General features: G+C 38.2%; 24 protein-coding genes. 21 read left to right on the top strand and 3 right to left on the bottom strand.

Annotated features, from left to right (window positions below; genetic code table 11):
- Window positions 1–23 precede the first annotated feature (23 nt).
- Window positions 24–452 carry a cupin domain-containing protein gene (locus B9G53_RS14960; RefSeq protein ID WP_094533662.1) on the bottom strand — a complete coding sequence of 143 codons (429 nt, stop codon included), beginning with the start codon at window positions 450–452 and terminating at the stop codon, window positions 24–26.
- Between the two features lie 85 nt (window positions 453–537).
- Between B9G53_RS14960 and B9G53_RS14955 the strand changes: the two genes are divergently transcribed.
- The 3 genes from B9G53_RS14955 (at window position 538) to B9G53_RS14945 (ending at window position 2881) form a co-directional block, all read left to right on the top strand.
- On the top strand, window positions 538–1113 hold the full coding sequence (locus tag B9G53_RS14955; protein WP_094533660.1) for a peroxiredoxin: 576 nt from the start codon (window positions 538–540) through the stop codon (window positions 1111–1113).
- 139 nt (window positions 1114–1252) lie between these two features.
- The gene (locus B9G53_RS14950) at window positions 1253–1876 is read left to right on the top strand and encodes a response regulator (protein WP_094533658.1); all 624 of its coding nucleotides are present in this window, start codon (window positions 1253–1255) and stop codon (window positions 1874–1876) included.
- Between the two features lie 108 nt (window positions 1877–1984).
- A complete protein-coding gene (locus B9G53_RS14945; RefSeq protein WP_094533656.1) occupies window positions 1985–2881 on the top strand; it encodes an alpha/beta fold hydrolase in 897 nt (298 codons plus the stop codon).
- Window positions 2882–2898: 17 nt separating this feature from the next.
- Here B9G53_RS14945 and B9G53_RS14940 read toward each other — a convergent pair whose 3' ends face one another.
- A complete protein-coding gene (locus B9G53_RS14940) occupies window positions 2899–3735 on the bottom strand; it encodes a SirB1 family protein (protein ID WP_094533683.1) in 837 nt (278 codons plus the stop codon).
- Between the two features lie 68 nt (window positions 3736–3803).
- The gene (locus B9G53_RS27450) at window positions 3804–4664 is read right to left on the bottom strand and encodes a helix-turn-helix domain-containing protein (protein WP_176453229.1); all 861 of its coding nucleotides are present in this window, start codon (window positions 4662–4664) and stop codon (window positions 3804–3806) included.
- A gap of 136 nt (window positions 4665–4800) precedes the next feature.
- Here B9G53_RS27450 and pseB point away from each other — a divergent pair, with 136 nt between their 5' ends.
- The 18 genes from pseB to B9G53_RS14845 all read left to right on the top strand — a co-directional run bounded on the left by pseB (window position 4801) and on the right by B9G53_RS14845 (window position 23190).
- Entirely contained in the window at window positions 4801–5811 is a 1011-nt protein-coding gene (pseB, locus tag B9G53_RS14925; protein ID WP_094533651.1) for a UDP-N-acetylglucosamine 4,6-dehydratase (inverting), read from the top strand.
- Window positions 5808–6974 carry a UDP-4-amino-4,6-dideoxy-N-acetyl-beta-L-altrosamine transaminase gene (pseC, locus tag B9G53_RS14920; RefSeq protein ID WP_094533649.1) on the top strand — a complete coding sequence of 389 codons (1167 nt, stop codon included), beginning with the start codon at window positions 5808–5810 and terminating at the stop codon, window positions 6972–6974. The genes pseB and pseC overlap by 4 nt, the downstream gene beginning before the upstream one ends.
- Window positions 6975–6986: 12 nt before the next feature.
- Window positions 6987–7442: a DUF29 domain-containing protein gene (locus B9G53_RS14915; protein ID WP_094533647.1), complete on the top strand. Its 456-nt coding sequence runs from the start codon at window positions 6987–6989 to the stop codon at window positions 7440–7442.
- Window positions 7443–7452: 10 nt separating this feature from the next.
- Window positions 7453–8142: a pseudaminic acid cytidylyltransferase gene (gene pseF, locus B9G53_RS14910; protein ID WP_094533645.1), complete on the top strand. Its 690-nt coding sequence runs from the start codon at window positions 7453–7455 to the stop codon at window positions 8140–8142.
- 45 nt (window positions 8143–8187) lie between these two features.
- Window positions 8188–8811: a pseudaminic acid biosynthesis-associated methylase gene (locus B9G53_RS14905; RefSeq protein WP_094533643.1), complete on the top strand. Its 624-nt coding sequence runs from the start codon at window positions 8188–8190 to the stop codon at window positions 8809–8811.
- A gap of 183 nt (window positions 8812–8994) precedes the next feature.
- On the top strand, window positions 8995–10122 hold the full coding sequence (locus tag B9G53_RS14900; RefSeq protein ID WP_094533641.1) for an N-acetyl sugar amidotransferase: 1128 nt from the start codon (window positions 8995–8997) through the stop codon (window positions 10120–10122).
- The gene (gene hisH, locus B9G53_RS14895; RefSeq protein ID WP_094533639.1) at window positions 10119–10760 is read left to right on the top strand and encodes an imidazole glycerol phosphate synthase subunit HisH; all 642 of its coding nucleotides are present in this window, start codon (window positions 10119–10121) and stop codon (window positions 10758–10760) included. The genes B9G53_RS14900 and hisH overlap by 4 nt, the downstream gene beginning before the upstream one ends.
- Window positions 10723–11508, top strand: a complete 786-nt coding sequence (locus B9G53_RS14890; RefSeq protein ID WP_094533637.1) for a HisA/HisF-related TIM barrel protein — start codon at window positions 10723–10725, stop codon at window positions 11506–11508. The genes hisH and B9G53_RS14890 overlap by 38 nt, the downstream gene beginning before the upstream one ends.
- Complete coding sequence (locus B9G53_RS14885; protein ID WP_094533635.1) at window positions 11501–12760, top strand: N-acetyl sugar amidotransferase; 1260 nt, start codon at window positions 11501–11503, stop codon at window positions 12758–12760. The genes B9G53_RS14890 and B9G53_RS14885 overlap by 8 nt, the downstream gene beginning before the upstream one ends.
- An 89-nt stretch (window positions 12761–12849) precedes the next feature.
- Window positions 12850–13845 (top strand): bifunctional 2-polyprenyl-6-hydroxyphenol methylase/3-demethylubiquinol 3-O-methyltransferase UbiG, encoded by a 996-nt coding sequence (locus B9G53_RS14880; RefSeq protein WP_094533633.1) that lies wholly within the window; start codon window positions 12850–12852, stop codon window positions 13843–13845.
- Between the two features lies 1 nt (window position 13846).
- Window positions 13847–14884, top strand: coding sequence for a UDP-2,4-diacetamido-2,4,6-trideoxy-beta-L-altropyranose hydrolase (gene pseG, locus B9G53_RS14875; RefSeq protein WP_094533631.1), 1038 nt, complete (start codon window positions 13847–13849; stop codon window positions 14882–14884).
- Window positions 14885–14911: 27 nt separating this feature from the next.
- Window positions 14912–15073: a hypothetical protein gene (locus B9G53_RS27445; RefSeq protein WP_176453228.1), complete on the top strand. Its 162-nt coding sequence runs from the start codon at window positions 14912–14914 to the stop codon at window positions 15071–15073.
- A gap of 88 nt (window positions 15074–15161) precedes the next feature.
- The gene (locus B9G53_RS14870) at window positions 15162–15737 is read left to right on the top strand and encodes a formyltransferase family protein (protein WP_094533629.1); all 576 of its coding nucleotides are present in this window, start codon (window positions 15162–15164) and stop codon (window positions 15735–15737) included.
- A gap of 20 nt (window positions 15738–15757) precedes the next feature.
- A complete protein-coding gene (gene pseI, locus B9G53_RS14865; RefSeq protein WP_094533627.1) occupies window positions 15758–16822 on the top strand; it encodes a pseudaminic acid synthase in 1065 nt (354 codons plus the stop codon).
- A 63-nt stretch (window positions 16823–16885) separates the two neighbouring features.
- Window positions 16886–18688 (top strand): ABC transporter ATP-binding protein, encoded by a 1803-nt coding sequence (locus B9G53_RS14860; protein WP_094533625.1) that lies wholly within the window; start codon window positions 16886–16888, stop codon window positions 18686–18688.
- Between the two features lie 33 nt (window positions 18689–18721).
- Window positions 18722–20488 carry an FkbM family methyltransferase gene (locus tag B9G53_RS14855; RefSeq protein WP_094533623.1) on the top strand — a complete coding sequence of 589 codons (1767 nt, stop codon included), beginning with the start codon at window positions 18722–18724 and terminating at the stop codon, window positions 20486–20488.
- Between the two features lie 22 nt (window positions 20489–20510).
- Window positions 20511–22199, top strand: a complete 1689-nt coding sequence (locus tag B9G53_RS14850; RefSeq protein WP_094533621.1) for a glycosyltransferase — start codon at window positions 20511–20513, stop codon at window positions 22197–22199.
- Window positions 22200–22233: 34 nt separating this feature from the next.
- Entirely contained in the window at window positions 22234–23190 is a 957-nt protein-coding gene (locus tag B9G53_RS14845) for a hemolytic protein HlpA-like protein (protein ID WP_094533619.1), read from the top strand.
- The last annotated feature ends 14 nt before the right edge of the window (window positions 23191–23204 follow it).

Raw genomic sequence — 23204 nt, 5'->3', positions numbered from 1 at the left:
GGGGCTTATGCCCCTTGTTTTAATTATTTCTTTTCGTGACGTGCGTAGTCATCTTGGAAGCGAATAATGTCATCTTCACCCAAGTACTCGCCATTCTGTACCTCGATCAAGATCAAAGGGATTACCCCTGGATTTTCTAGGCGGTGCGCTGTACATTTAGGTACATAGGTGGATTGATTGGTGCTAATCATCGTTTCTTGGTCGCCACAAGTCACCTTGGCAGTACCTGAAACTACAATCCAATGTTCACTGCGATGGTGGTGCATTTGTAAACTCAGGCGATGCCCTGATTTCACTTCAATGCGCTTGATTTTGTAACCTCGTCCTTCTTCGAGTGTGGTAAAAGAACCCCACGGACGTTCTACAGTTGGGCCATGATGTCCATGGATTGATTCCCCATTTAAACTCGCAATGCTGGTGATCGCCGAAGGAGCTTCTTTTACTGGTGACATAACTGCAATTTAGAAAGCTGGTTGGTTATTAGGATAACATTAAGCCCAAGAATCGCGATTGAATTTTATTAGGTTTAGATGAGTTATGTCAGAATTCTTGCGCGTGGGTAATCCTGCTCCAGATTTTGAGGCTGATGCTGTAGTTGATCAGGAATTTACAAAAATTAAGCTTTCTAGTTATCAAAAAAATCAAAAGAATAAATATGTTGTTCTATTTTTTTATCCCCTAGACTTCACTTTTGTTTGCCCTACAGAAGTGATTGCCTTTAGCGATCGCTATGAAGAGTTTGCCAAATTAAATACAGAAGTAATCGGTATTTCTGTGGATAGTCAATACGCGCATTTAGCTTGGATTCAAACACCGCTTGCAGATGGTGGACTGGGTGGTGATATTAAATGTCCCCTTGTTTCGGATTTGACAAAGGCGATCGCTACCTCTTTTAATGTGCTTGATCCTATTGCAGGTACAGCTTTACGCGGTTTATTTATCATTGATAGAGTAGGTATTGTGCAACATGCCACCATTAATAACCTTGCTTTTGGACGTAGTATCGACGAAACCCTGCGTACTCTTAAAGCAATTCAACATACCCAGATCCATGAGGATGAAGTTTGTCCTGTGGATTGGCAACAAGGTATGGCGACCATCAAAGTCAAATAATAGAGATAGCGCAGAGCGCTATCTCTATTATTTGACTTTGGTTAACTACAGTACAAAATACACTTGTAAAATCGGTTAAATTTTTCTTAATCAAAACTTAAGTTGCAAAACTCATATCCATGGGGGAACCGAAGAAGCAATGGCTGAACAAAAAAAAGCTGTTTTAATGATGCACACCGATCAAGCACAAGGGGAATTGTGGCAGACAGCTTTGGCAACTCAGCAATTAGAAGTAATTTGGGAGAATATTTCCTTGGATTTAGTGCAGTATCTAGAAAAATGCGATCGCCAACAGTTACCAGATCTATTGATTATGGACATGGCGATCAAAAGCCCTACTTCGGAGACATTGCAATCATCATCGGTTTGTCAATGGATATCTAGGCAACAGGCTCCAACCAAAGTTGTGTTATTTAATCCTAGACAAGAAAGAATTAAAGATATTGAACATAGTTGGGCGTTGAGGCGAGGGGCATCTGATGTGTTACCACGCCTATCGCCTGAAAATTTAATGGCTGAAGTTGCTAGAGTAACAGCTTTGATTGGCTGTTCACTAATTTCCCAGCCCTTGGAAAAAATTGCTAAAAGTTTGGGAGCTAACACTGGATCTGCACAACCTAGAGCGAGTGAGTTAGCAATTAAGTCAGAAGTTGAGGCTCTCAAACCAAGTTCAAAATCTGAAACTAAAAATAATTCTAAAGCTAATCAAAAATCGGATGCTGGGGAAGTAGTTATGTATCGGGGAGTAAGAATTAGGCGATAGAATTATCATAAGTGTTTGTGCAAAAGTTACCCAAAACCGTAAAATTGCGACCCGTAGGGTCGCAATTTTACGGTTTTGGGTTTTGTAATTAACTATGTTGATCTACTTATGCCTAGCAATTTACCGCCGCAAAACTCACAGGAAGAGAAAGACTTTATCTTGTTTGCACAGCATGGCTGGGCGGATACGTACCATGACATTGCTCAATTAGCCCGATCGCTTGCAAACGCAAACACCGTTACCTATACCCCAGATCTAGGCTGGCTCAATACTTGGCTAGAGATCGCCCCATTAATTAATAAGGTTGAAAAAGTCGCCCTAGAGGCAATCGCCACACATCCACAATTACCATGGCGCATTGTTGCCCATTCGATGGGAGGGCTAATCTGGCTAGAGGTTTTAAGTCGCCATCCTGAATGGTTGCCGAAGATCCATAGCCTTTGTTTAGTCGCGTCACCCGTCGGCGGCTCCGATCTCGGCAGATTATTTGATCCATTGCGTTGGTTCCCCTTGATGGCGCGTGACCTTGGCACAAATCGTCGCCCCAATGCCGAAGCGATCGCCTCAAAAATTCCGACGCTTTCTATTGTTGGTGATATTGGTCATCATACCGATGGCACAGTGCCTGTGGGTTGTTCTCAGTTTGCCCATGCTAGTTTTGTCCGTCTAGATAACATTCGTCATGCCCCTCTTAAAAATCATCCGAGAGTTGCTGATGCTGTACGTCAGTTTTGGGAAAATCCTATAATTGCACCGATCTCAACTGACCCTACATCACAGTTAATTTCTAAACTGCGATCGCTTGATCTCACCGAAACTGATAATCAAAATTTTGCCAAGGCGAAGTTAATTCAAACTGGTTTAGAAGGGACAAAACTTTGGGTTTGGACAAATGCTTTGCAGGTTATGCATGTGTTTGTCAGTGTGGGCGATCGCTGCGTTTATAGTGCTTACGCTAGTTGGCAAGCCAAAGAAAAACTAGCCATAATGCTCAAAACTTTATGAGGCGAGATTTATTCACATCACAAAGTCTTAGGTTTGATTTCTTCAATTAATTGTAAAATCACCCGACCATCCTCTGCATAGGGGACACTTTGCAAATAGTTTTCCAGATCAATCCTTGCTTCGGTAAAGCGATCAAGTTGATAGCAAATTAAACCGCGATCGCGCCATTGGGTTGGTACATCAGGATTGAGCATCAGCGATCGCTCGATGGCGGCTAAGGCTTTGTCTGGCTCACGGCGGCGGAGATAGATCAGTTTGAGATTAGTGAGTAACCGATCTAAAATGCGCCGCATACTAACAGGTTCGAGATATTCAGGCTGAAGCGGGATCTCATAGCCATATAGCTGTGTCAACTTGGCGGCACAGTCTTCAGGAAATAAAATTTCGCCCTTATTGTAGGGATCAATGAAAATCTCTAGATCAGGATGACGAGGACGAATAATAAAATGGGCTGGGAAACTAATTCCATCCATCGGAAATCCAAGGCGATCGCAAATCACCATATAAACCAGTGATAGCGACAGAGGAATACCTAAACGACGCTCTAAAACATCAGTGATGAAACTATTACGGGGATCGTAATAATCGCTGTCATTGCCGCAGAAACCTTGTTCGGCAAATAAATATTGATTAATTTCCTGCACCACCTTGAGTGGGTAATGCATTTTGGCAATTCGTGGTTGCAGATCCGCAACCATGCGATCAAAAATTTCTCGATAATGTCCGAGATCCATACGCGGATATTCTTCCCATGCGATCGCCAATGCTCCTTCGAGCAAATGGTCAATCGACATGTCCTGATCAGGTGTATGGGCAATTTGCCAAAACTTTTGCCGCGCTGGGGAAAGAGTCAACACAATATTTGTCTTTTGCTCAACTGGGAATTATGCACCGCGCAAAGCGCGGTGCATAGTTATATCTTCTAATTTAATGTGTATACCTGTCCGCTAAACAGAATGCGGGTAATACCCTTTTGGACAAGTTTAGGACGGGTAATATGAATCAAATCGCTAGGAAACTTAATCACACGCTGATTGTGATGAGAAAACCGTCTTGCTACCCGATGATTATCAAAAATTGGAATTGTTTTTGACAGTGACTCCTCAGGTGGAATTGCACCGAGGTCTTTAAAGTCCTTGAGGGGGCGAGTAATAATTTCGGCAATGCGATCGACGACGATATAGCAAATTAAAGGTAAATCAGCTCTGTCTAAGGGCAAGATTTCAAGGCGATCGCCAATACTATGACCACCACTGAGGTCAGCAAACATTGGTAAGCCAGAATCAGCATCATCTTCATCGGTGAAGTCTTGATCTAGCTCATCCTCATCTAGATCAAGATTATCTTCATCAACCAAGTCATCTTCATCTTCGTCTTCATCGTCCTCTAGATCTTCGTCATCAAGGTCGCTTCCTTCAATATTCAGGGTTTCATCTAGATTTTCATCCATTGCGATCGCCGTTTCATCACCTTGGTCAAAATTTGGTTCACAATCATGGTTACTAGCTTCAGGAGTTAGTGGCAAATCGTCAGGAATCAAAGCAAGCTGATTTACCTGAAAACCGCCCATATCGTAATTGATCCGCGATCCTCTTTTTCCTTCAGCCTTTTTTTGACCTACCAATAGTCGATACTCCTCAGCAGGGATTAGCTCTTGTAGCAGTCGCAAGACCGTACTCGTACTAATGCCAAACTGCTTCGCCAACTGGGTCGTGGTCGCATCAGACTCACGATAGAGGCGAAGTATTTCTTGTTTATCATCCAGCGCAAGTTTAACAGCCATTGATTTGGGATACCCCGAAACCGCATCTACGAACCAATCAATATCTTAACGCTTGAGCGTATGGGTTAGAGTTTTAATAAGTAAACTATTTGCAAAACTATTTAGTGAAGTATGGTTTTCACAAGTAATAACCCCTATGCGAATTAATGCAAAAAGCTCAATCCTAGTTACAGGTGGTACTGGTTCTTTTGGTAAAAAGTTTGTAGAACTGATTCTCCAAAAATTCCCTAATATTCAGCGATTAGTCATTTATTCACGAGATGAATTAAAACAGTTTGAAATGTCTCAACAGTTTTCTGACACAAAACATTCAGGATTACGTTATTTTATTGGTGATATTCGCGATGTACGACGCTTAACTCGCGCCTGCGAAGGGATTGATATCGTAGTTCATGCCGCAGCCTTGAAACAAGTTCCTGCTGCTGAGTACAATCCGATCGAGTTTATTCGTACCAATGTCTTGGGGTCTGAAAATGTTATTGAGGCGGCTCTAGACAGTGGGGTAAAGAGGGTTGTGGCTCTGTCTACCGATAAGGCGGCTGCTCCGATTAATTTATATGGGGCGACAAAGTTATGTGCTGACAAGTTGTTTGTTGCGGCTAATAACATCAAAGGCTCGCGGGATCTGCATTTTAGTGTGGTGCGTTATGGCAATGTCATGGGGTCGCGCGGTTCAGTTATTCCCTTTTTCTTGCAAAAGCGCCATGAAGGGGTTTTACCAATTACCGATCCGCAGATGACTCGCTTTAATATCACCTTGGAAGAAGGGGTCAACATGGTGATCTGGGCGATCGAGAATGGTTTAGGCGGCGAAATTTTTGTGCCTCGGATTCCGTCCTACCATATTACCGATGTTGCCACCGCGATCGCCCCTGATTGTGAGCAGCGCATTGTGGGCATTCGTGCAGGTGAAAAAGTGCATGAAGAAATGATTACGACTTCAGATTCCTTTACTACAGTTGATTGTGGTGAATATTATGTGATCTTGCCAGTTCATGGGGATCTGATCGAGCGATATTGTGCGAGCGGCGCAAAAATGGTTGAGGCTGGTTTTAGTTATAATTCTGGACAAAACAAGCAATTCTTAACTGTTGATGAACTACGTGTGTTAATTCAAGCCCATGTCGATCCGAGTTTTACGGTATGACCTCTTACATTCCTTACGGTAGACAGGATATTAGTCAGCAAGATATTGATGCAGTAGTGGAGGTATTGCATTCTGATTGGTTAACTCAGGGCAAAGCCATCAATCATTTTGAGCAAGCAGTTGCTGATTATTGCGGAGTTAAGTATGCGATCGCTGTTTCGAGTGCGACAGCAGCTTTACATATTGCCTGTTTGGCGATTGGTTTAGGTGAACAAGATTATCTCTGGACTTCGCCAAATACTTTTGTCGCTTCAGCAAACTGCGGGTTATATTGCGGTGCTAAGGTTGATTTTGTGGATATTGATCCATTTACCTATAACTTGAGTATTGACGAATTGACTCAGAAGTTAAATGGGGCTGATCAGCAAGGATGTTTGCCTAAAGTTTTAGTACCTGTACATTTTGCGGGACAATCCTGCGATATGGAGAAAATCGCGGCTCTATCACAGCAATATGGATTTCATATTCTAGAAGATGCATCCCATGCGATTGGTGGTAAATATCAGGGCAAAGCGATCGGCTGTTGTGAATTTTCTGATTTAGCGGTATTTAGCTTTCATCCTGTGAAGATTATCACTACAGGTGAAGGGGGAATGGTGCTAACTAATCGCGAGGATCTGTATGAAAAGTTAATTCGGTTGCGATCGCATGGCATTACCCGCAATCCAGAATTAATGCAAGGAGAATCTCATGGTGCTTGGTATTATCAGCAACTAGAGCTAGGTTTTAATTACCGTATGACGGATATTCAAGCCGCATTAGGCTCAAGCCAAATGCAACGTTTGGACGAATTTGTGAGTAGGCGGCGATTTTTAGCTCAACGATATAACTATCTGCTGCAAAATTTACCGATTACTCTGCCCCGCCAGCATCCTGATACTGAGTCTAGTTGGCACTTATACGTAATTCGCTTAAATCTTGACAAGATCCCCAAAACCCATCGTCAAGTATTTGAAGAGTTACGCCAACTTGGTATTGGTGTGAATTTGCACTATATTCCAGTTCATACCCAACCCTATTATCAAAATATTGGATTTAAATGGGGTGATTTTCCTAAATCAGAGGAATACTATGCAGATGCTATTAGTATTCCTTTGTATTATGGATTGAGCAAAGAAGATCAAAATCGTGTGGCTGACAACTTACGAGAGATTTTGACTTAATGGAGAGCCAACATGAGTGACACATTGTATGAAGCTGACTTTTATAGTTGGGCACATCAACAATCAGATTTACTGCGTCAGGGACAGTTTGAGCTATTAGATTTATCTCATCTCATTGAGGAGCTAACAGACTTGGGTAATCGTCATTACGATCAGTTGGAGTCAAGGCTGATGCAATTAGTGGCGCATCTGCTCAAATGGCAAGTGAAACACTGGCGAAGTTCTAACAGTTGGCGAGCGACAATCCGCGTGCAGCGAACATCAATCGATAAATTGCTGCGTCGTAATCCTGGATTAAAATCTCGTCTTGATGAGGCTCTGACAGAAAGTTGGTCTGAAGCTAGAGGTTTAGCGATCTCTGAAACCGATTTACCCGATAATAACTTCCCTGAAACTTGTCCCTTTAGTCTAGAAGAGATCGTCAATCCAGATTTCTGCCCAGCCCTTAAATTTTTGATAGAAGGTTAGATATTTTGAAATGAACATTGCCGTTATTCCAGCAAGGGGAGGGAGTAAACGTATTCCTCGCAAAAATATTAAGAACTTTTTTGGTAAGCCGATGATCGCATGGTCAATTGAAATAGCGATCGCCTCTAAACTATTTGATCAGATTATTGTTTCCACTGATGATCTAGAAATTGCTGAAGTCGCCAAAAATTACGGAGCCGAAGTTCCATTTTTACGTCCCGCAGATTTGTCCAATGATTATACGGGGACAACTGAAGTAATTGCTCATGCAACTCAATGGCTCATTGATCAAGGTCTATCTATTTCTACTATCTGTTGTATTTATGCGACCGCCCCTTTTGTGCAGGTCATAGATCTGATCAAAGGCTTACAAGCTTTAGAGTCTGGTAGTTGGAGCTATGCGTTTTCAGCAACAGATTTTGCTGCACCGATCTTCCGAGCATTTACAGAAAATCCTGAGGGTGGGATCGATATGTTTTTCCCAGACCATTTTTTAACGAGATCGCAAGACTTGCCTAGAACCCTCCATGATGCAGGACAATTTTATTGGGGACTACCATCGGCTTGGTTAGAGGGCAAACGCATTTTTGATCGGCATTCTTTACCTATTCTGATCCCAAGATGGTGTGTACAGGATATTGATAATGAAGAGGATTGGATACGTGCCGAGATGATCGCGCCTATGATCATAAGTAGATGATCATAAGTAGAAAATCTTAAAATAATTTATAAGGAAAATAAGCCAATGTCATTCAATAGCGAACAAGAAAAATTTTGGGCGACAACATACGCTGAAGATTACATCCAAAAAAATCATGAATTCAATCATAATCTTGGATCTGAAGCATGGAGAAAAATGCTGGCGAATGTTGATGGAGAGATAAACACATTTTTAGAATGTGGTTGTAACATTGGTCGAAATATCGAGCAAATCAATCGGATTCTGCCTAATGCTAAACCTTCAATTATTGAAATTAGTCAACCTGCTTTTAACCTTGTCTGTTCTCGCTATGATTTTACTTATATCTTTAATGGAGCAATCTTAGAATCATCCTTTGATAATTACTCTTTTGATTTAGTTTTTACGATGGGGGTATTGATACATATCAATCCAGATCAACTACTTGCCCATATGGAAAAAATGTTTAGATATTCATCCAAATATATTTTGATAGGTGAGTACTTTAATCGCACACCAATATCAATTGAGTATCAGGGTAAAAAAGATAAATTGTTTAAACGTGATTTTGGGAAGCTATTTATGGAGAACTTTGAAGTAAGTTTGGTTGACTATGGATTTCTCTGGGGACATATTTATGATTCTGCTGGCTTTGATGATATTACATGGTGGCTGTTTGCGAAGAATTAATCATTTTGAAAATATGACTCGATTAATAGTTATAACTTACATAAAAGGACGAAATGTAGGGGCAATTCATGAATTAACTCTACAAACAAGTTTTTTAAGGTGTTTCTACATAAGTCCTAATAGTTTTTAATCGAGAGAAATAACTGGAATTGCAAATCAAAAAAGCTGTTTAGAATTAATAATATGAATTACTGCCAGCAATGTCTTCAGCCAAATACAAGACCTAATACTGTTTTTACGTCTAAGGGGATTTGTCCTGCTTGTAACTACTATGAAGCGTTACAGGAAGTAGATTGGCAAGAACGGTATGAAATACTTGCAGATATTTTTAAAAGTTATCCCAGAAAAAAAGGGCAGTATCACGATTGTATTATCGGCGTTAGTGGTGGGAAAGACAGCACTCGCCAAGCACTCTTTCTAAGAGATAAATTCGAGATTAATCCATTATTAGTATGTTTAACCTATCCGCCTGAACAAGTAACTGAACGGGGAGTTAATAACCTTTCTAATTTAATAAATCTTGGCTTTGATGTTGTTATTAGTTCTCCTGCTCCACAAACTTGGCAAAAGCTTAAACAAGATGGGTTTCATCGGTTTACAAACTCATTCCGTTCAACAGAAATGGCTCTTTTTTCCTCTGTTCCCCAAATTGCCATTAAATATGGCATCCATCTAATTATGTGGGGAGAAAATCCAGGCTTACAACTGGGGGACATGAAGACATTAGGACGTAAGGGTTACGATGGTAATAATCTTCGTTACATGAACACTCTTTCTAGTGGGTTTGAATGGATGATAGAATTTGGTTATTTAGAAAAGGAAATTTTACCCTACATATATCCTAAAGTTTCGGATTTTGATAAATATAATTTGCAAATTGTCTATCTGGGATGGTTCTTAGGAGATTGGTCACTGGTAAATAATGCGACTTATTCCTGTGGAAATGGTTTGGAAATACGTTCTGATGGCGTAGAGAAAACTGGTGATTTGTATGGAGTAACTGCTCTCGATGAGGATTTTACCCCAGTGAATCAGCTAATCAAATATTATAAGTACGGTTTCGGTCGAGTAACTGACTATGTAAATGAAGAAATTCGGTTAGGCAGAATTAGTCGTGAAGACGCTATCAAGTTGGTAGAGAAATATGATGATGCTTGTGATGAGAAATACATCAAAGAATATTGTGACTACTTAAAGATTTCGGTTATTGAATTTTGGGAACAGGTTCATGCTTCTTTAAATCGAACCTTGTTTACATTAGAAGCAGATGGAACGATTAATCGTAAATTTCAAGTTGGTGTGGGGCTATGACTCATCTGAGCATCGGAATTATTGACTATGGCATGGGAAACCACGCATCGGTAATGCATAGCCTCAAAAGTATGGGCTTTAAGGTGCGAATTAGTGCTGACCCACAGGTGTTAGATCGTACTAACATCCTGATTTTGCCTGGGGTAGGAGCTTTCCCATCGGCAATGCAAGCACTGCGTGATTGCGGCTTAGTCAGTTATCTACAACAGCAAGGCGAGATGCAACGTCCGATGATTGGGATCTGTCTGGGTATGCAGTTACTAACAACTGCTTCCTATGAGTTTGGTTACACATTAGGCTTGGATTTAATTGAGGGAAAGATTGTTCCGCTCACAGCATCAAAATGGCATATTGGTTGGAATGAAATTCAATGTTTGCAACAGGATTCATTGATTCAATCTAGTAATGCCCAAGCCTTTTATTTTAATCATTCATTTACCTATCAAGGCGCAGATAAATATAAAATAGCGATCGCCCAACATTCGCAAACAATTACCGCCGTGATCCGCAGTGGTAGTATAGTTGGACTACAGTTCCATCCAGAAAAGAGTCAAGTCGCTGGACGAGAGCTACTTAAAAATCTGATTATGGGTCTCTTTGATGCTAAAAAAGCGATTGATCGGAGTTGTCACAGTTAAAGATGGTTGGGCAGTGCAGTCCTTTGGTTACAATCGCTATTTACCATTGGGCAATCCTGAATGTCTCATTAAAAATCTCGATCGCTGGGGTGCTGATGAAATTTTGATACAGGTTATTGATCAATCGCGCCGAAAATTTGAACCTGATTTTCGTTTATTGGAAAGTATTGGTAAACTTGGTTTATCAACTCCCTTAATCTATGGTGGTGGGATTCGTAATGTTGCTGATGCCGTTAAAGTAATTCATTATGGAGCCGATCGCCTTGTGGTGGATGCTTTATTGCATGATGATCTTCAGAAAGTACATCATTTATCAGAGAGATTAGGAGCGCAAGCAGTAATTGCTTCTCTGCCTTTATCTTGGCAGGATGGTAAATTGGCATGGTTTGACTATCGCACTCAAACGAAAATGACGATCACTACTCAGCTTTTAGAAACCATTCAATCAGGAATAATTTCCGAGATACTTATTTCAGACTGGTTACATGAAGGACAAGCTAACGGTTTTGAGCCAAATCTAGTTGAAAAATTTCCATTGCAAAATATTCCTATAATTGCTTTTGGGGGGGTGAGTGAACCCGTGCAGATGGCAGAATTATTGCTTCAGTCGAATATTGTCGCGATCGCAGTCGGTAATTTTCTAAATTATCAGGAACAGGCAATCCAAAAATATAAACAGGCGATCGCTTCTGAACAGATTCGTAATCCTATTTATGCGGCAAAATATTCTCTATTAACCAATGTCTGAAATTTACTCTAAAATGTACTTTTGTCAGCGCTGTCTCTATGCAACTACTCACCCTTTGGGATTAACCTTAGATGCGGATGGAATTTGCTCTGGATGTCGCATTCATGAAGAGAAAGATACTCTTAATTGGGAATCCCGTTGGCAGTTGTTAGAGCGCCAGATAGAATCATATCGTAATCGCGATGGGAAAAATTATGACTGCATTGTGCCTGTTAGTGGTGGTCAAGATTCTTACTACATAGTCTACTTAGTCAAAGAACGGCTAAGGCTAAATCCGCTTTTAGTTACCTACAATAAATATTTCAATACACCATTAGGGATTCGTAATCTAGCCAATCTCAGAATTAAATTTAATTGCGATATTCTATATCAGAACGTTAATCCTATTTCCGTCAAGAAAATAACTCGTACCACTTTAAGACGTTTCGGCAGTATCTATTGGTCGATCTTAGCAGGTCAAACTGTTTTTCCAGTCCAGACCGCAGTGCGTTATCAAATTCCTCTAATAATTTGGGGCGCACATCAAGGATTAGAACAAGTTGGCATGTTTTCCCACACTCATGAAGTCGAAATGACGCGCCGCTATCGCCAAGATCATGATCTAATGGGACAGGAAGCCGATGAACTTCTATCTGCTTTTGACATTCTTAAAGAAGAAGATATCTGGCAGTACCGCTATCCTAGTGACCAAGATATCCATACTATCGGTGTGCGCGGTATCTACCTTGGCAACTATGTGCGTTGGGACATTAAATCTCAACATGAACAAATGATGCGTGAATATGACTACCAAACAGCATCTTTTAATCGAACTTTTGATTGCTATGATTATGTCGATTGCTTCAATTATATGGATCTTCATGATCTATTAAAACTTTATAAACATGGCTACTCCAAAGTTACCGATCATGCTTGTCGGGAGATTCGATTTGGTCGGCTCTCTCGTGATCAAGGTCTAGCCCTTGTGCGTAAACATGAATTAGCACCCTTGGCTTATCTAAATCAATTCTGTGAATGGCTTGGAGTTACACCGCGATCGCTTCAATTTATGATCGATCAACACCGCAATCCTAAGTTCTGGAATCAAATTGAGCCTAATCAATGGCATTTTAACGGCTGGAGTATGCAGAATAACTATAATCAATTAATTGAAAATGATTTTATAAAATTACCAAGCATTTTTGAAGCTACCAGCTTGCTCGAATATAATCGAGAGGCCAAGTACATCACAGTTGGCAAAGGTTATCCATGAGTTGATTGGGATACAAAGTTTTGTTTTATCGTAAGCCTAATATCAAGATTGATCTTAAAGATATGAATGGAGTATTAAGGAGATAGATTATGCTAAAAGAATCTGAAATTCGTCCAAATGAACTTATGGAGGGGCAAGCTGAAAGACATGCTGCTGACGTTGAGAGACTGTTAAAACACAAACACAACTTCATCATAGTTCCTTGTCCAGCTTGTGGCTCTCATGATCATCATAAGATATATGAGAAATATGGTATCCAGTTTGTTGCTTGCAATGAATGTGAGACCAATTATGCTAGCCCTCGTCCTCGACCAGAACATTTGGATGAGTACTATAGTCATTCAGAAAACTATGCTTATTGGAATCAATATATTTTTCCAGCTTCCGAATCAGCGAGGCGCGAGAAAATTTTTAAACCACGTGTTCAAAAAGTGCTTGACATTTGTAAAAAGTTCAATGTAACGACTCACACTCTATTAGAAGTGGGTGCAGGTTTTGGTATCTTCTGTGAAGAAATACAGAAAACACAAACTTTCAATCGCATTGTTGGCGTTGAACCAACATCAGATTTAGCTCAAACCTGTCGAAATCGAGGTATAGAAATTATTGAAAAACCCATAGAACAAGTTGATTTTGGGAAAGAGAATATTAATGTAATCGCTAATTTTGAAGTGATTGAACATCTTTTTTGTCCCAGAGAATTTATATTAAAATGCTATGGTTTGCTAGTGAGTGGCGGTATATTTGTACTCACTTGTCCAAATTCTAAAGGCTTTGATATCTTGACTTTAGGTAAGCATTCAAGTGCCGTTGATAACGAACATCTCAATATGTTTAACATTAATTCTCTAAGTAAGTTGTTAGAGAGTTGTGGATTTGAGGTGATTGAAAGAGAAACCCCTGGCAAGCTAGATGCTGAATTAGTGCGAAACCAAATTATTGCTGGGCATTTTGATGTTAGTAATCAACCTTTTCTGAAGCATATTTTGATAGATGAATGGGAAAGTCATAAAGAAGTATTTCAGAATTTTTTATCTGCTAATAATTTATCTTCAAATATGTTGTTAGTTGCAAGGAAGCCATAAGATGAAGCTTGTTATTCGTGCTGACGCTTCTACTACAATGGGTACAGGTCATGTGATGCGTTGCTTGGCATTAGCGCAGGTATGGCAAGATCAAGGTGGTAAAGCCATATTTGTATTAGCAAATAAATCTTCTTCTCTAGAAAATAGATTGATATCGGAAGGAATACAAGTTGTTTATTTATTAGTTGCAACTGGAAGCCATGATGATGTGAATCAAACTGTAGATTTTGCTCAAAAATTTAATGCTCAATGGATAGTTGTAGATGGCTATCACTTTGGGACAAAATATCAAAAAGATATCAAGGATTTTGGTATTAAACTATTAGTCTTTGATGATTATGGTCACGCAGAGCATTACTATGCCGATCTAGTCTTAAACCAAAATATTTCGGCTCACAAAGATTTATATCAAAGTCGAGAAATATATACTCAATTATTATTAGGTACTGACTATGTTTTACTCAGACGAGAGTTTTGGCAATGGCAAAATTTGCAAAGAGAAATAAACCCAATCGCTCGTAAGATATTGGTTACATTGGGGGGAAGTGATCCTGATAATGTGACATTTAAAGTAATTCAAGCTTTAAATCGTTTAAATAGAGATGATTTAGAAGTCATTGTTGTGATTGGAGGCAGTAATCCTCATTGTGAGATTTTACAGAAATTAATTGCCGATTCAAGCCTAGTAATCTCTTTGCAACAAAATGTTAGCAATATGCCTGAGGTGATGGCTTGGGCTGATCTTGCGATCGCAGCAGGTGGAGCAACTAGTTGGGAACTAGCATTTATGGGTTTGCCTAGTCTCGTGTTCACCATAGCAGATAATCAAAAGGCGATAGCTGCGGAACTAGATCGACAAAGTGTAATCATCAATCTGGGTTGGCACAAAGATGTAACTGTTGTGCAGATTGGTTCGGTGTTGCAGGAATTGATCAGCGATCTCCGTAAACGTGAAACCATGAGTAAAAAAGGACGGGAATTAGTTGATGGCAATGGTGCAAGGCGCGTTGTCTCAGAAATGACCAGTATGTTAGCCTAAGTATTAGATCGGTTTTTATATGGTGAGATGCGGTTTTATTCCCTCAAGTCAGAAACCAAATTACTTAGCCCCAGAGAAATGCGGAAAGCCAAGCATCAGGCTGAACAAGCTCAACATCAGGCTGAACAAAGAGCAGCTAAGTTGGCGGCTAAGTTGAGTGAGTTAGGGATTGATTCAGATTTGATTTAAGCTTGAGGCGATTGCTGATCTTGATCAAATGTTAGATGAAAATTGGTTACTTTACGATTAGTAATTATTTATAAGCAACTGTAATCTTATGAAAATATTGCTGCTTAGTCCTTATAGAGAAGATTTAATAAATTTTTTAAAGTTGGATGATAATGAAGTTATAACTACTGAGGAAAATATTAGTTTAAGTTCTGAAATCATTCAAGGTATAGACTTTGTTATTAGTTATGGATATCAACATATTCTGAAAGACGCTCTAATTCTATTGTTCCCCAATAAGATAATTAATATACATATATCATTTCTACCTTGGAATAGAGGAGCAGATCCAAACTTATGGAGTTTCTTGGAAAATACACCAAAAGGAGTAAGCATTCACTATATAGACTCTGGAATTGATACCGGTGATGTCCTTGTACAAGAAGAGGTTTTCTTTACTGAAGATGATACTCTAAAGACTAGTTATTATAGATTAACTTCAACTGCTATTGAATTATTTAAAAAACATTGGAATGATATTAAAATAGGGAGCATAGATCCTAAACCTCAAAATAAAAATGGTTCATTTCATCGTCTTAAAGATCGTAAAAAATATGAATATTTATTAGATAGAGGTTGGGATACTCCCGTAAGGAATTTAATTGGAAAAGCCTTAAAATTTTGAAATCAAATTGATAATTATTCATGAAAGTAATTGAAATTCAGGGGCAAAAAATTGGGACAGGCTATGCCCCTTTCATAATTGCGGAGATGTCGGGTAATCATAACCAATCTCTAGAAAGAGCCTTAGCAATTGTGGAAGCCGCAGCCAAAACAGGCGCTCATGGACTCAAAATCCAAACCTATACTGCGGACACAATGACCCTTGACATTAGTGAGGGAGAATTTTTTATTAATGATCCGACTAGCCTTTGGAAAGGGACTTCTCTCCATAAACTCTATCAGCAAGCCTATACACCTTGGGAATGGCATAAACCAATATTCGATCGCTGCAAAGAACTAGGCATTATTGGCTTTAGCACTCCCTTCGATGCCACCGCCGTTGATTTTTTGGAATCTCTAGATGTGCCATGCTATAAAATTGCATCCTTTGAGAATACCGACTTACCGCTTATTCGCAAAGTTGCTAGCACTGGTAAACCGATAATTATTTCCACAGGCATGTCGAGTGTGGCTGAACTAGATGAAACAGTAAGAACAGCAAGGGATCAGGGTTGTAATGATCTAATTTTGCTCAAATGTACTAGCACCTATCCTGCGACACCAGAGAATACAAATATTTTGACAATTCCTCATTTGCGAGACTTATTTGATGTGCAAGTTGGACTATCAGATCATACGATGGGCATTGGGGTTTCGGTGGCGAGTGTGGCTCTCGGCGCAACCGTGATTGAGAAGCATTTTACCCTTAGCCGTGCTGATGGTGGTGTAGATGCTGCTTTTTCGATGGAACCAGAAGAAATGCAGCAGTTGGTGATTGAATCGGCAAGAGCATGGCAAGCGTTGGGCAAAATTAGTTATGGTGTGACCGAAGCTGAAAAGAAATCTATAGTATTTCGGCGATCACTTTATATTTCGCAAGATATGAAAGCAGGAGATATACTCACACCTGCGAACCTAAGGGCAATTCGTCCTGGTTCAGGCTTGCTGCCAAAATATTACGATATACTGCTCGGTAAGAAGATTGGGCGCGATGTTAAAGCAGGTCAGCCCATGCAATGGGATTTGATCGGAGAAAATTATGACTGAATTAGCTTTCAGCCCCAAGCAACTTAAAAATCATGGTTTTCGTGAATGAGAGTTGCGTAAAAAATGATCAACAATCTACTCGGTAAGTTATTTTATATTTTTGATCGTCAAGAGAAATTCCAGATTGGGATCATCTTTTTACTGATGCTTGGAGGGGCTGGGCTAGAAACATTAGGTGTTGGTTTGATTCCACCCTTTGTTAATTTGCTCAGTAATCCTGAACTTATTCAGCAACAGCAGTTTTTAGTTTGGCTGTATGAGCGCTTGGGAGCAACTTCAAATCAAGTTTTTTTGTTGTGGATTAGTACAATGTTACTAGTTATATATCTATTTAAAAATATTTACTTATCCTTAATTACTTACTGGCAATATCATTTTTTATATGTAAAACAAGTTTCTTTATCCAATCGTTTGTTATCAGCTTACCTATATAGTCCTTATACATTTCATCTACAAAGAAACTCTGCAGAACTGGTTCGTAATATTACCTCTGAAATATTACAGATTTTTAATGGTGTGCTAGTGCCAATGTTAACGCTAGTTACTGAGCTAATGGTGATGAGTTGCATCGTGATTTTATTGACGATCGCGGAACCATTATCATCAGCGATCGCTGCCATATTTCTGTGTGTATCAATATTTTGGCTCAATAAAACTATCCGCAAGCAAATGAATGGACAGGGATTAATTCGCCAAGAACAAAGTGGTCAAATGATTAAATGTGTCAATCAAGGCTTAGGTGGCATTAAAGAGACTAAAGTATTGGGTAGAGAAATATTTTTTCTGCAAGCTTTTACCAAAAGCGCACAAGCCTTTGGTAAAGCGAATCTAATTGTGGGATTAGCAACTCAATTGCCGAACCTATTTATAGATACAGTGTTGATTGGATCTGTATTATTAATTGTCATTTTTAGCTTACTTCAAGGTAGGCAAATTCAGTCGATTTTGCCAATGCTGTCGTTATTTGCGATCGCGGCTTTACGTCTGATGCCCTCCGCTAAGCGCATTATCTCAACAATTACCAATATTCGCTATGCTAAAAACGCAGTCGATCTGGTTCACCACGATCTCATATCTTTAGAAACTATATCAACTTCAATATCATTAGGCACATCTTCTCAGACTTCCTCGGAGCTATTTCAAAATTCAATTGAATTAAAAGATATCTATTATCAATACCCTAATGCTTCTCATCCAGCACTATCAGGCATTTCTCTGTCAATTACTAAAGGTCAAGCGATCGCCTTTGTCGGGGCATCAGGATCTGGTAAAACTACACTTATTGATGTTCTTTTAGGGTTACTAACACCTAGCCAAGGTGAAATCCTCGTTGATGGCAAAAATATTCTTACTAATCTTGAAAGTTGGCAACAAAAAATTGGGTATATTCCTCAAAGTATCTATCTTTCTGACGATACCATTCGCAATAATATCGCCTTTGGCTTAACTACTGATGAAATTAAAGAAGAACAAGTATGGGCTGCACTCAAAGCGGCTCAGTTAGAAGAGTTAGTAAACAGCCTTCCAGATCATCTAGATACTCTAGTTGGTGAGTGTGGAATTCGTTTATCTGGTGGACAACGTCAACGGATCGGCATTGCAAGGGCTCTGTATCATAATCCAGAAGTAATTATCATGGACGAGGCGACTGCGGCACTAGACAATACCACCGAGCGAGAGTTTATGCAGGCTTTAGAAGCCATGAGCGGACATAAAACTATGATTATGATTGCTCACCGCCTGAGTACTGTAAAGAACTGCGATCGGCTTTATCTAGTGAAGAACAGCCGTATATCAGACTTTGGAACTTATAATGAATTGATATCAAAGAATGAAGAATTTCAAGCAATGGCTCAACATCAATAGCGGAATAACAATTACATAATATACATAATAATTATGAAAAAATATTGGACATCACAAATTTATGGATTTGGCAAATGGCTTAGAAAGTATGGATTTTATCCTAGCTTCCTTCCGCTATGCGTTGATATTGATCATGGTGTGCCATTTGATGAATATCCCGCAAAGCATGAACTAGAATCTGATGCTCCTGTATTTCTTTCTTACTGGCATGTTAAAACCCAAAAATTCAAACAGAAGAAAATAAAACAATGCTACACATTACCCTCTCCATTTGTATTTGCCCGTAAATCCTTAAATATTGAACAGAGTGAAAACGCTCAAGGTTCCGTATTCTTTTTATCTCATTCCACTAAGCAAGTTGTTTCGCAGAAATCTGTAGAAGAATACCATCAGGAGTTACAAGCTCTACCTGAAAAATATAATCCTTTGACTATATGCTTACATACCCATGATATTGATCGAGGTTTAGATCGAGAATTCAGAGCATTAGGTTATAAAGTGACCACTGCTGGAAAAAGCTTGGAAGAGGGATTTACTGAGAAGTTCTATCGAATCCTGTCAAAACACACCTATGCGATATCAGATTCAATTGGTTCTCATACATTTTATGCGATTGAGATGGGCATCCCATTTGGACTTTATGGAGCAGAGCCAATCTACATAAACTATGGTGATCCCAATGTTGAAATGGGACTGTTTAATTCCTATAAAGAATTAAAGTCTTATAAAAAAGCCTTATCCCTGTTTTCTAGGTTGCCAGAAACCATAAACCAAGAACAACAAGAATTTGTTGAAGAGCATTTAGGATTAAAATATGGTTTGAGTAGAATTAAAGCGTCATTTGTTTTATACAATTCATTTCTAATATGGCTTTCTGACTTAAACAATAGTAAAGAGTTTTTAGAGGCTTGCTTTAGAAGATTAAAAACTTATAGCAAATCTACTATAGATAAACTTCTAGACTTTAGCCCAAGAAAACTATTGACTAAGTTAGGGTTTAAAAAAATCTCCAAAGAGAAAGTTCGTCTTTCTGAATATGAGGAAGTAAAAGATTTGATTCTTTCTGGAGATTATAAGGAACTTAAGGAAATTCCTAGATATACACTTGCAAAAGTTAATTTCTTGGGTAAAGAACTGAATATCGTAGATAATGCATCTTTCTTAGAGATGACTAAAGAACTATTTTTAAAAAATATTTACGACTTCAAAACTGATAATCAGGCTCCTTACATAATTGATTGTGGTGCTAATATTGGTTTGAGTGTTATATATTTCAAAAAACTTTATCCTAAATCTAAAATAGTTGCGATTGAAGCTGATCCTAATATTTATAATGTACTTACGCAGAATATTTTATCCTATGATTTTAGTGATGTTCAGTGCATTAATTCTGCTGTTTGGATTAACTCAGAAAGCCTACATTTCAAAGAGGAAGGTAGTTGGGGAGGTTACCTATCTTCAGGTTTAGAATTAGAGGAAAAAACTATTGAAGTTAGAGCTTTAGACTTAAGAAAAATAATAGATAGAAAAATTGAATTTTTGAAAATTGATATTGAAGGTGCAGAGACAGATGTATTGATACATGCTCAAGACTTAATCGTAAAATACGTAGACCACTTATTTTTTGAATGGCATTCTCTAAGAGATGAGAGACAACAGCTTGGTAGTATACTTAAGTATTTTGAAGATAATGGTTTTCGTTATCATATAAAGGAATCAACTAATCGTGAGACTCCTTTTACTAATAGACCAATTACAAGAATGGATTCACAGTTAGATTGTTTCTTATACCGAGTTTAGTGAGACATCCTCAAACAAAACAATGCATCAACAAGAATTATTATCTTTGGCTTTTGAGCCTCTAACCTTAGAATTTCTGATTCCATCTTATAAACGACCTACATCTCTTGTTCAAGCTATACTTTCAATCGCATCGCAGGTTCAAGAATTAGAATTGAGCGATAGAATTACGATTTTGATAGTTGATGACGCGAGTCCGAATGTAACTGATTTGGAAATAACCGAGATTATCAAACCCTTTAAAGATTTTGTTCGATTCGAGCAGAATAGTATAAATAAGGGTATGAGCCTTAATATAAGAGATATGGTTGCTACCTCAAAAGCTGATTTCTGCACAATATTAACTGATGATGATTGCCTACAACCCGATAGTCTTAAGGAAATAGTTCAAACTCTAGATAACTTAGACAATAAGATCGGGTCTTTCTTTGTTCCTAGATATTCTTATCTAGAGGATCAATCTATTCATTGGATTGGGTGCAAACCATTCAGCAAAAATACAACAATCGAGCCAAATGCTGTAAATTCAATTAAATATATGTATAACGGCTTCGTTTTAACTGGACTTTTCTTCAATCCAAAACTTATAAACTTTCAGCTTTGGGATGAACACATCGAAAACAGTTTCTTTCCTGTGATTTATTTTGCTGATTTACTCTTAAATTATAAGTGCTTATTTCTCAATAAAAATTGGTTTATACATACTGTACTTAATGAATGTCACTGGGACTGTTGGGGCAAAAATGAACAAGATAGACTGTCGAGATTGTATCAAGACTATATGATGGCTATTACTATATCAACACAAAAAGCTTTGGCAGAAACATCAGATATGCTAACTACTATTCGGTTACTGAAAGAAGAATTTCTTTGCTATCAAAAGCAAATGAAGCCCTTGTTATATCAACTTAGTAAAGATAATAGGAATGTTTATAAGAGCACAGCGTCAAGGCTATCTTACAATTTGTCAATGATTATCTGCAATATTGATTTATTGTTGAATCCCCGTGCATTACTTTCTTGGATTAAGTCTAGTGTTTTAGCAATGCCTGTAACTATTAAATCATTACTTAAAAGAATTATTCCTAGTGCTATTTGGAACGAATTAAAAAACTTGCGTGCAAAGAAGCTTATGAATACTAGTAAGGTCAAGGCAAATAAAATAGTTTTATCTAGACAAAACAGCACAATAAAGTTAGAAATAGGTGCAGGATCGAAAAAAGGTAAAAATGAATGGATTACACTAGATTTAAACACAGAATGTGATATTTACTGGGACTTATTACTTCCTTTACCTTTCCCTCCAAACAGTATTGACACAATCTATTCCTCTCATGTATTGGAGCATTTTTATTATAAAGATTTAATTGAATTATTAGATAATTGTTATAAGGTTTTGAAAGAAGGTGGAAAATTTAGTGTTTGTGTTCCAGATGCAAGCATTTATATAAATGCCTATGTAAATCCTAGAGATTTTAATTCACTAGAATATTGCAAATATCCTCAGGCTTTTAACTTTAATTCTGAAATTGACTATATTAATTATATAGCGTATATGGATGGTAATCATCGATATATGTTTGACTCTAAAAATTTAATAGTGATACTTCAAAGTGTAGGTTTTAAAAATGTAAATATTCGCAAGTTTGATGCATTAATAGATAAATTTGAAAGAGATTATGAATCGATATATGCTGAGGCAGAAAAATAGTTTTTAAATTATTCTATAAACTAAATATTTGGTTATGCTACAACCTCAACTAACTACTCCATTAGCTTTCTTTATCTTCAATCGACCCGATATTAGTATTAGAGTTTTTGAGATAATTCGTAAAGTAAAGCCTCAAAAACTTTTAATTATTGCGGATGGACCAAGGTTCCCTGAAGAACAAGAAAAATGTAATCAAGCTAGAAGTATTGTTGAAAAAGTTGATTGGGATTGTGAAATATTGACTAACTTTTCAGATGTAAATCTAGGCTGTAAACTTAGAGTGTCAAGCGGTTTGGATTGGGTATTCTTAGAAGTAGAAGAGGCGATCATATTAGAGGATGATTGCCTACCTACACAATCTTTTTTCTTCTTTTGCCAAACTTTATTGGAATACTATAGACATGACTCAAGGGTAATGCATATCAGTGGTAATAATTTTCAGGTTCATAATCATGCAACTAATTACAGTTATTTCTTTTCTAAGTATGGTGGCATTTGGGGATGGGCTTCTTGGCGGCGGGCATGGCAATACTATGATCGCGACATAAAAAATTGGACAGAGGCTAAACAAAACAACCTAATTGACTATATTTATGATGACTGGGCTGAAAAATTATATTGGACGAGTATATTTGATCGAGTTGTCAATGGTATACCAAATACTTGGGATTATCAGTGGCTTTATGCTCGTTGGATGCAAAAAGAATTATCGATCGCACCTGCCGTAAACCTTGTATCAAATATTGGCTTTAACTCTAACGCAACTCATACGAATCATGATAATCAGCTTGCAAATATGCAAACAGAAGATATTTGGGAAATAGTCCATCCTCCATCTATGGCTAGAGATAACTTAGCGGATGCCTATGTATTTGATTACTGCTATGGGGGTAAAAGAATAAAACGTTATGGTAAATGGTTAGCAATAATAATCCAAAGGCTTAGTTTCATTAAGGGAATATTAATCCATAACGTATTTAATTTATATTGATTACTAGGATTTAT

It is taken from the genome of Pseudanabaena sp. SR411, assembly GCF_002251945.1.
GTDB lineage: Bacteria > Cyanobacteriota > Cyanobacteriia > Pseudanabaenales > Pseudanabaenaceae > Pseudanabaena.
Note: the sequence above shows the minus strand (reverse complement) of the source record. Positions and strands in the feature narration are given on the sequence as shown.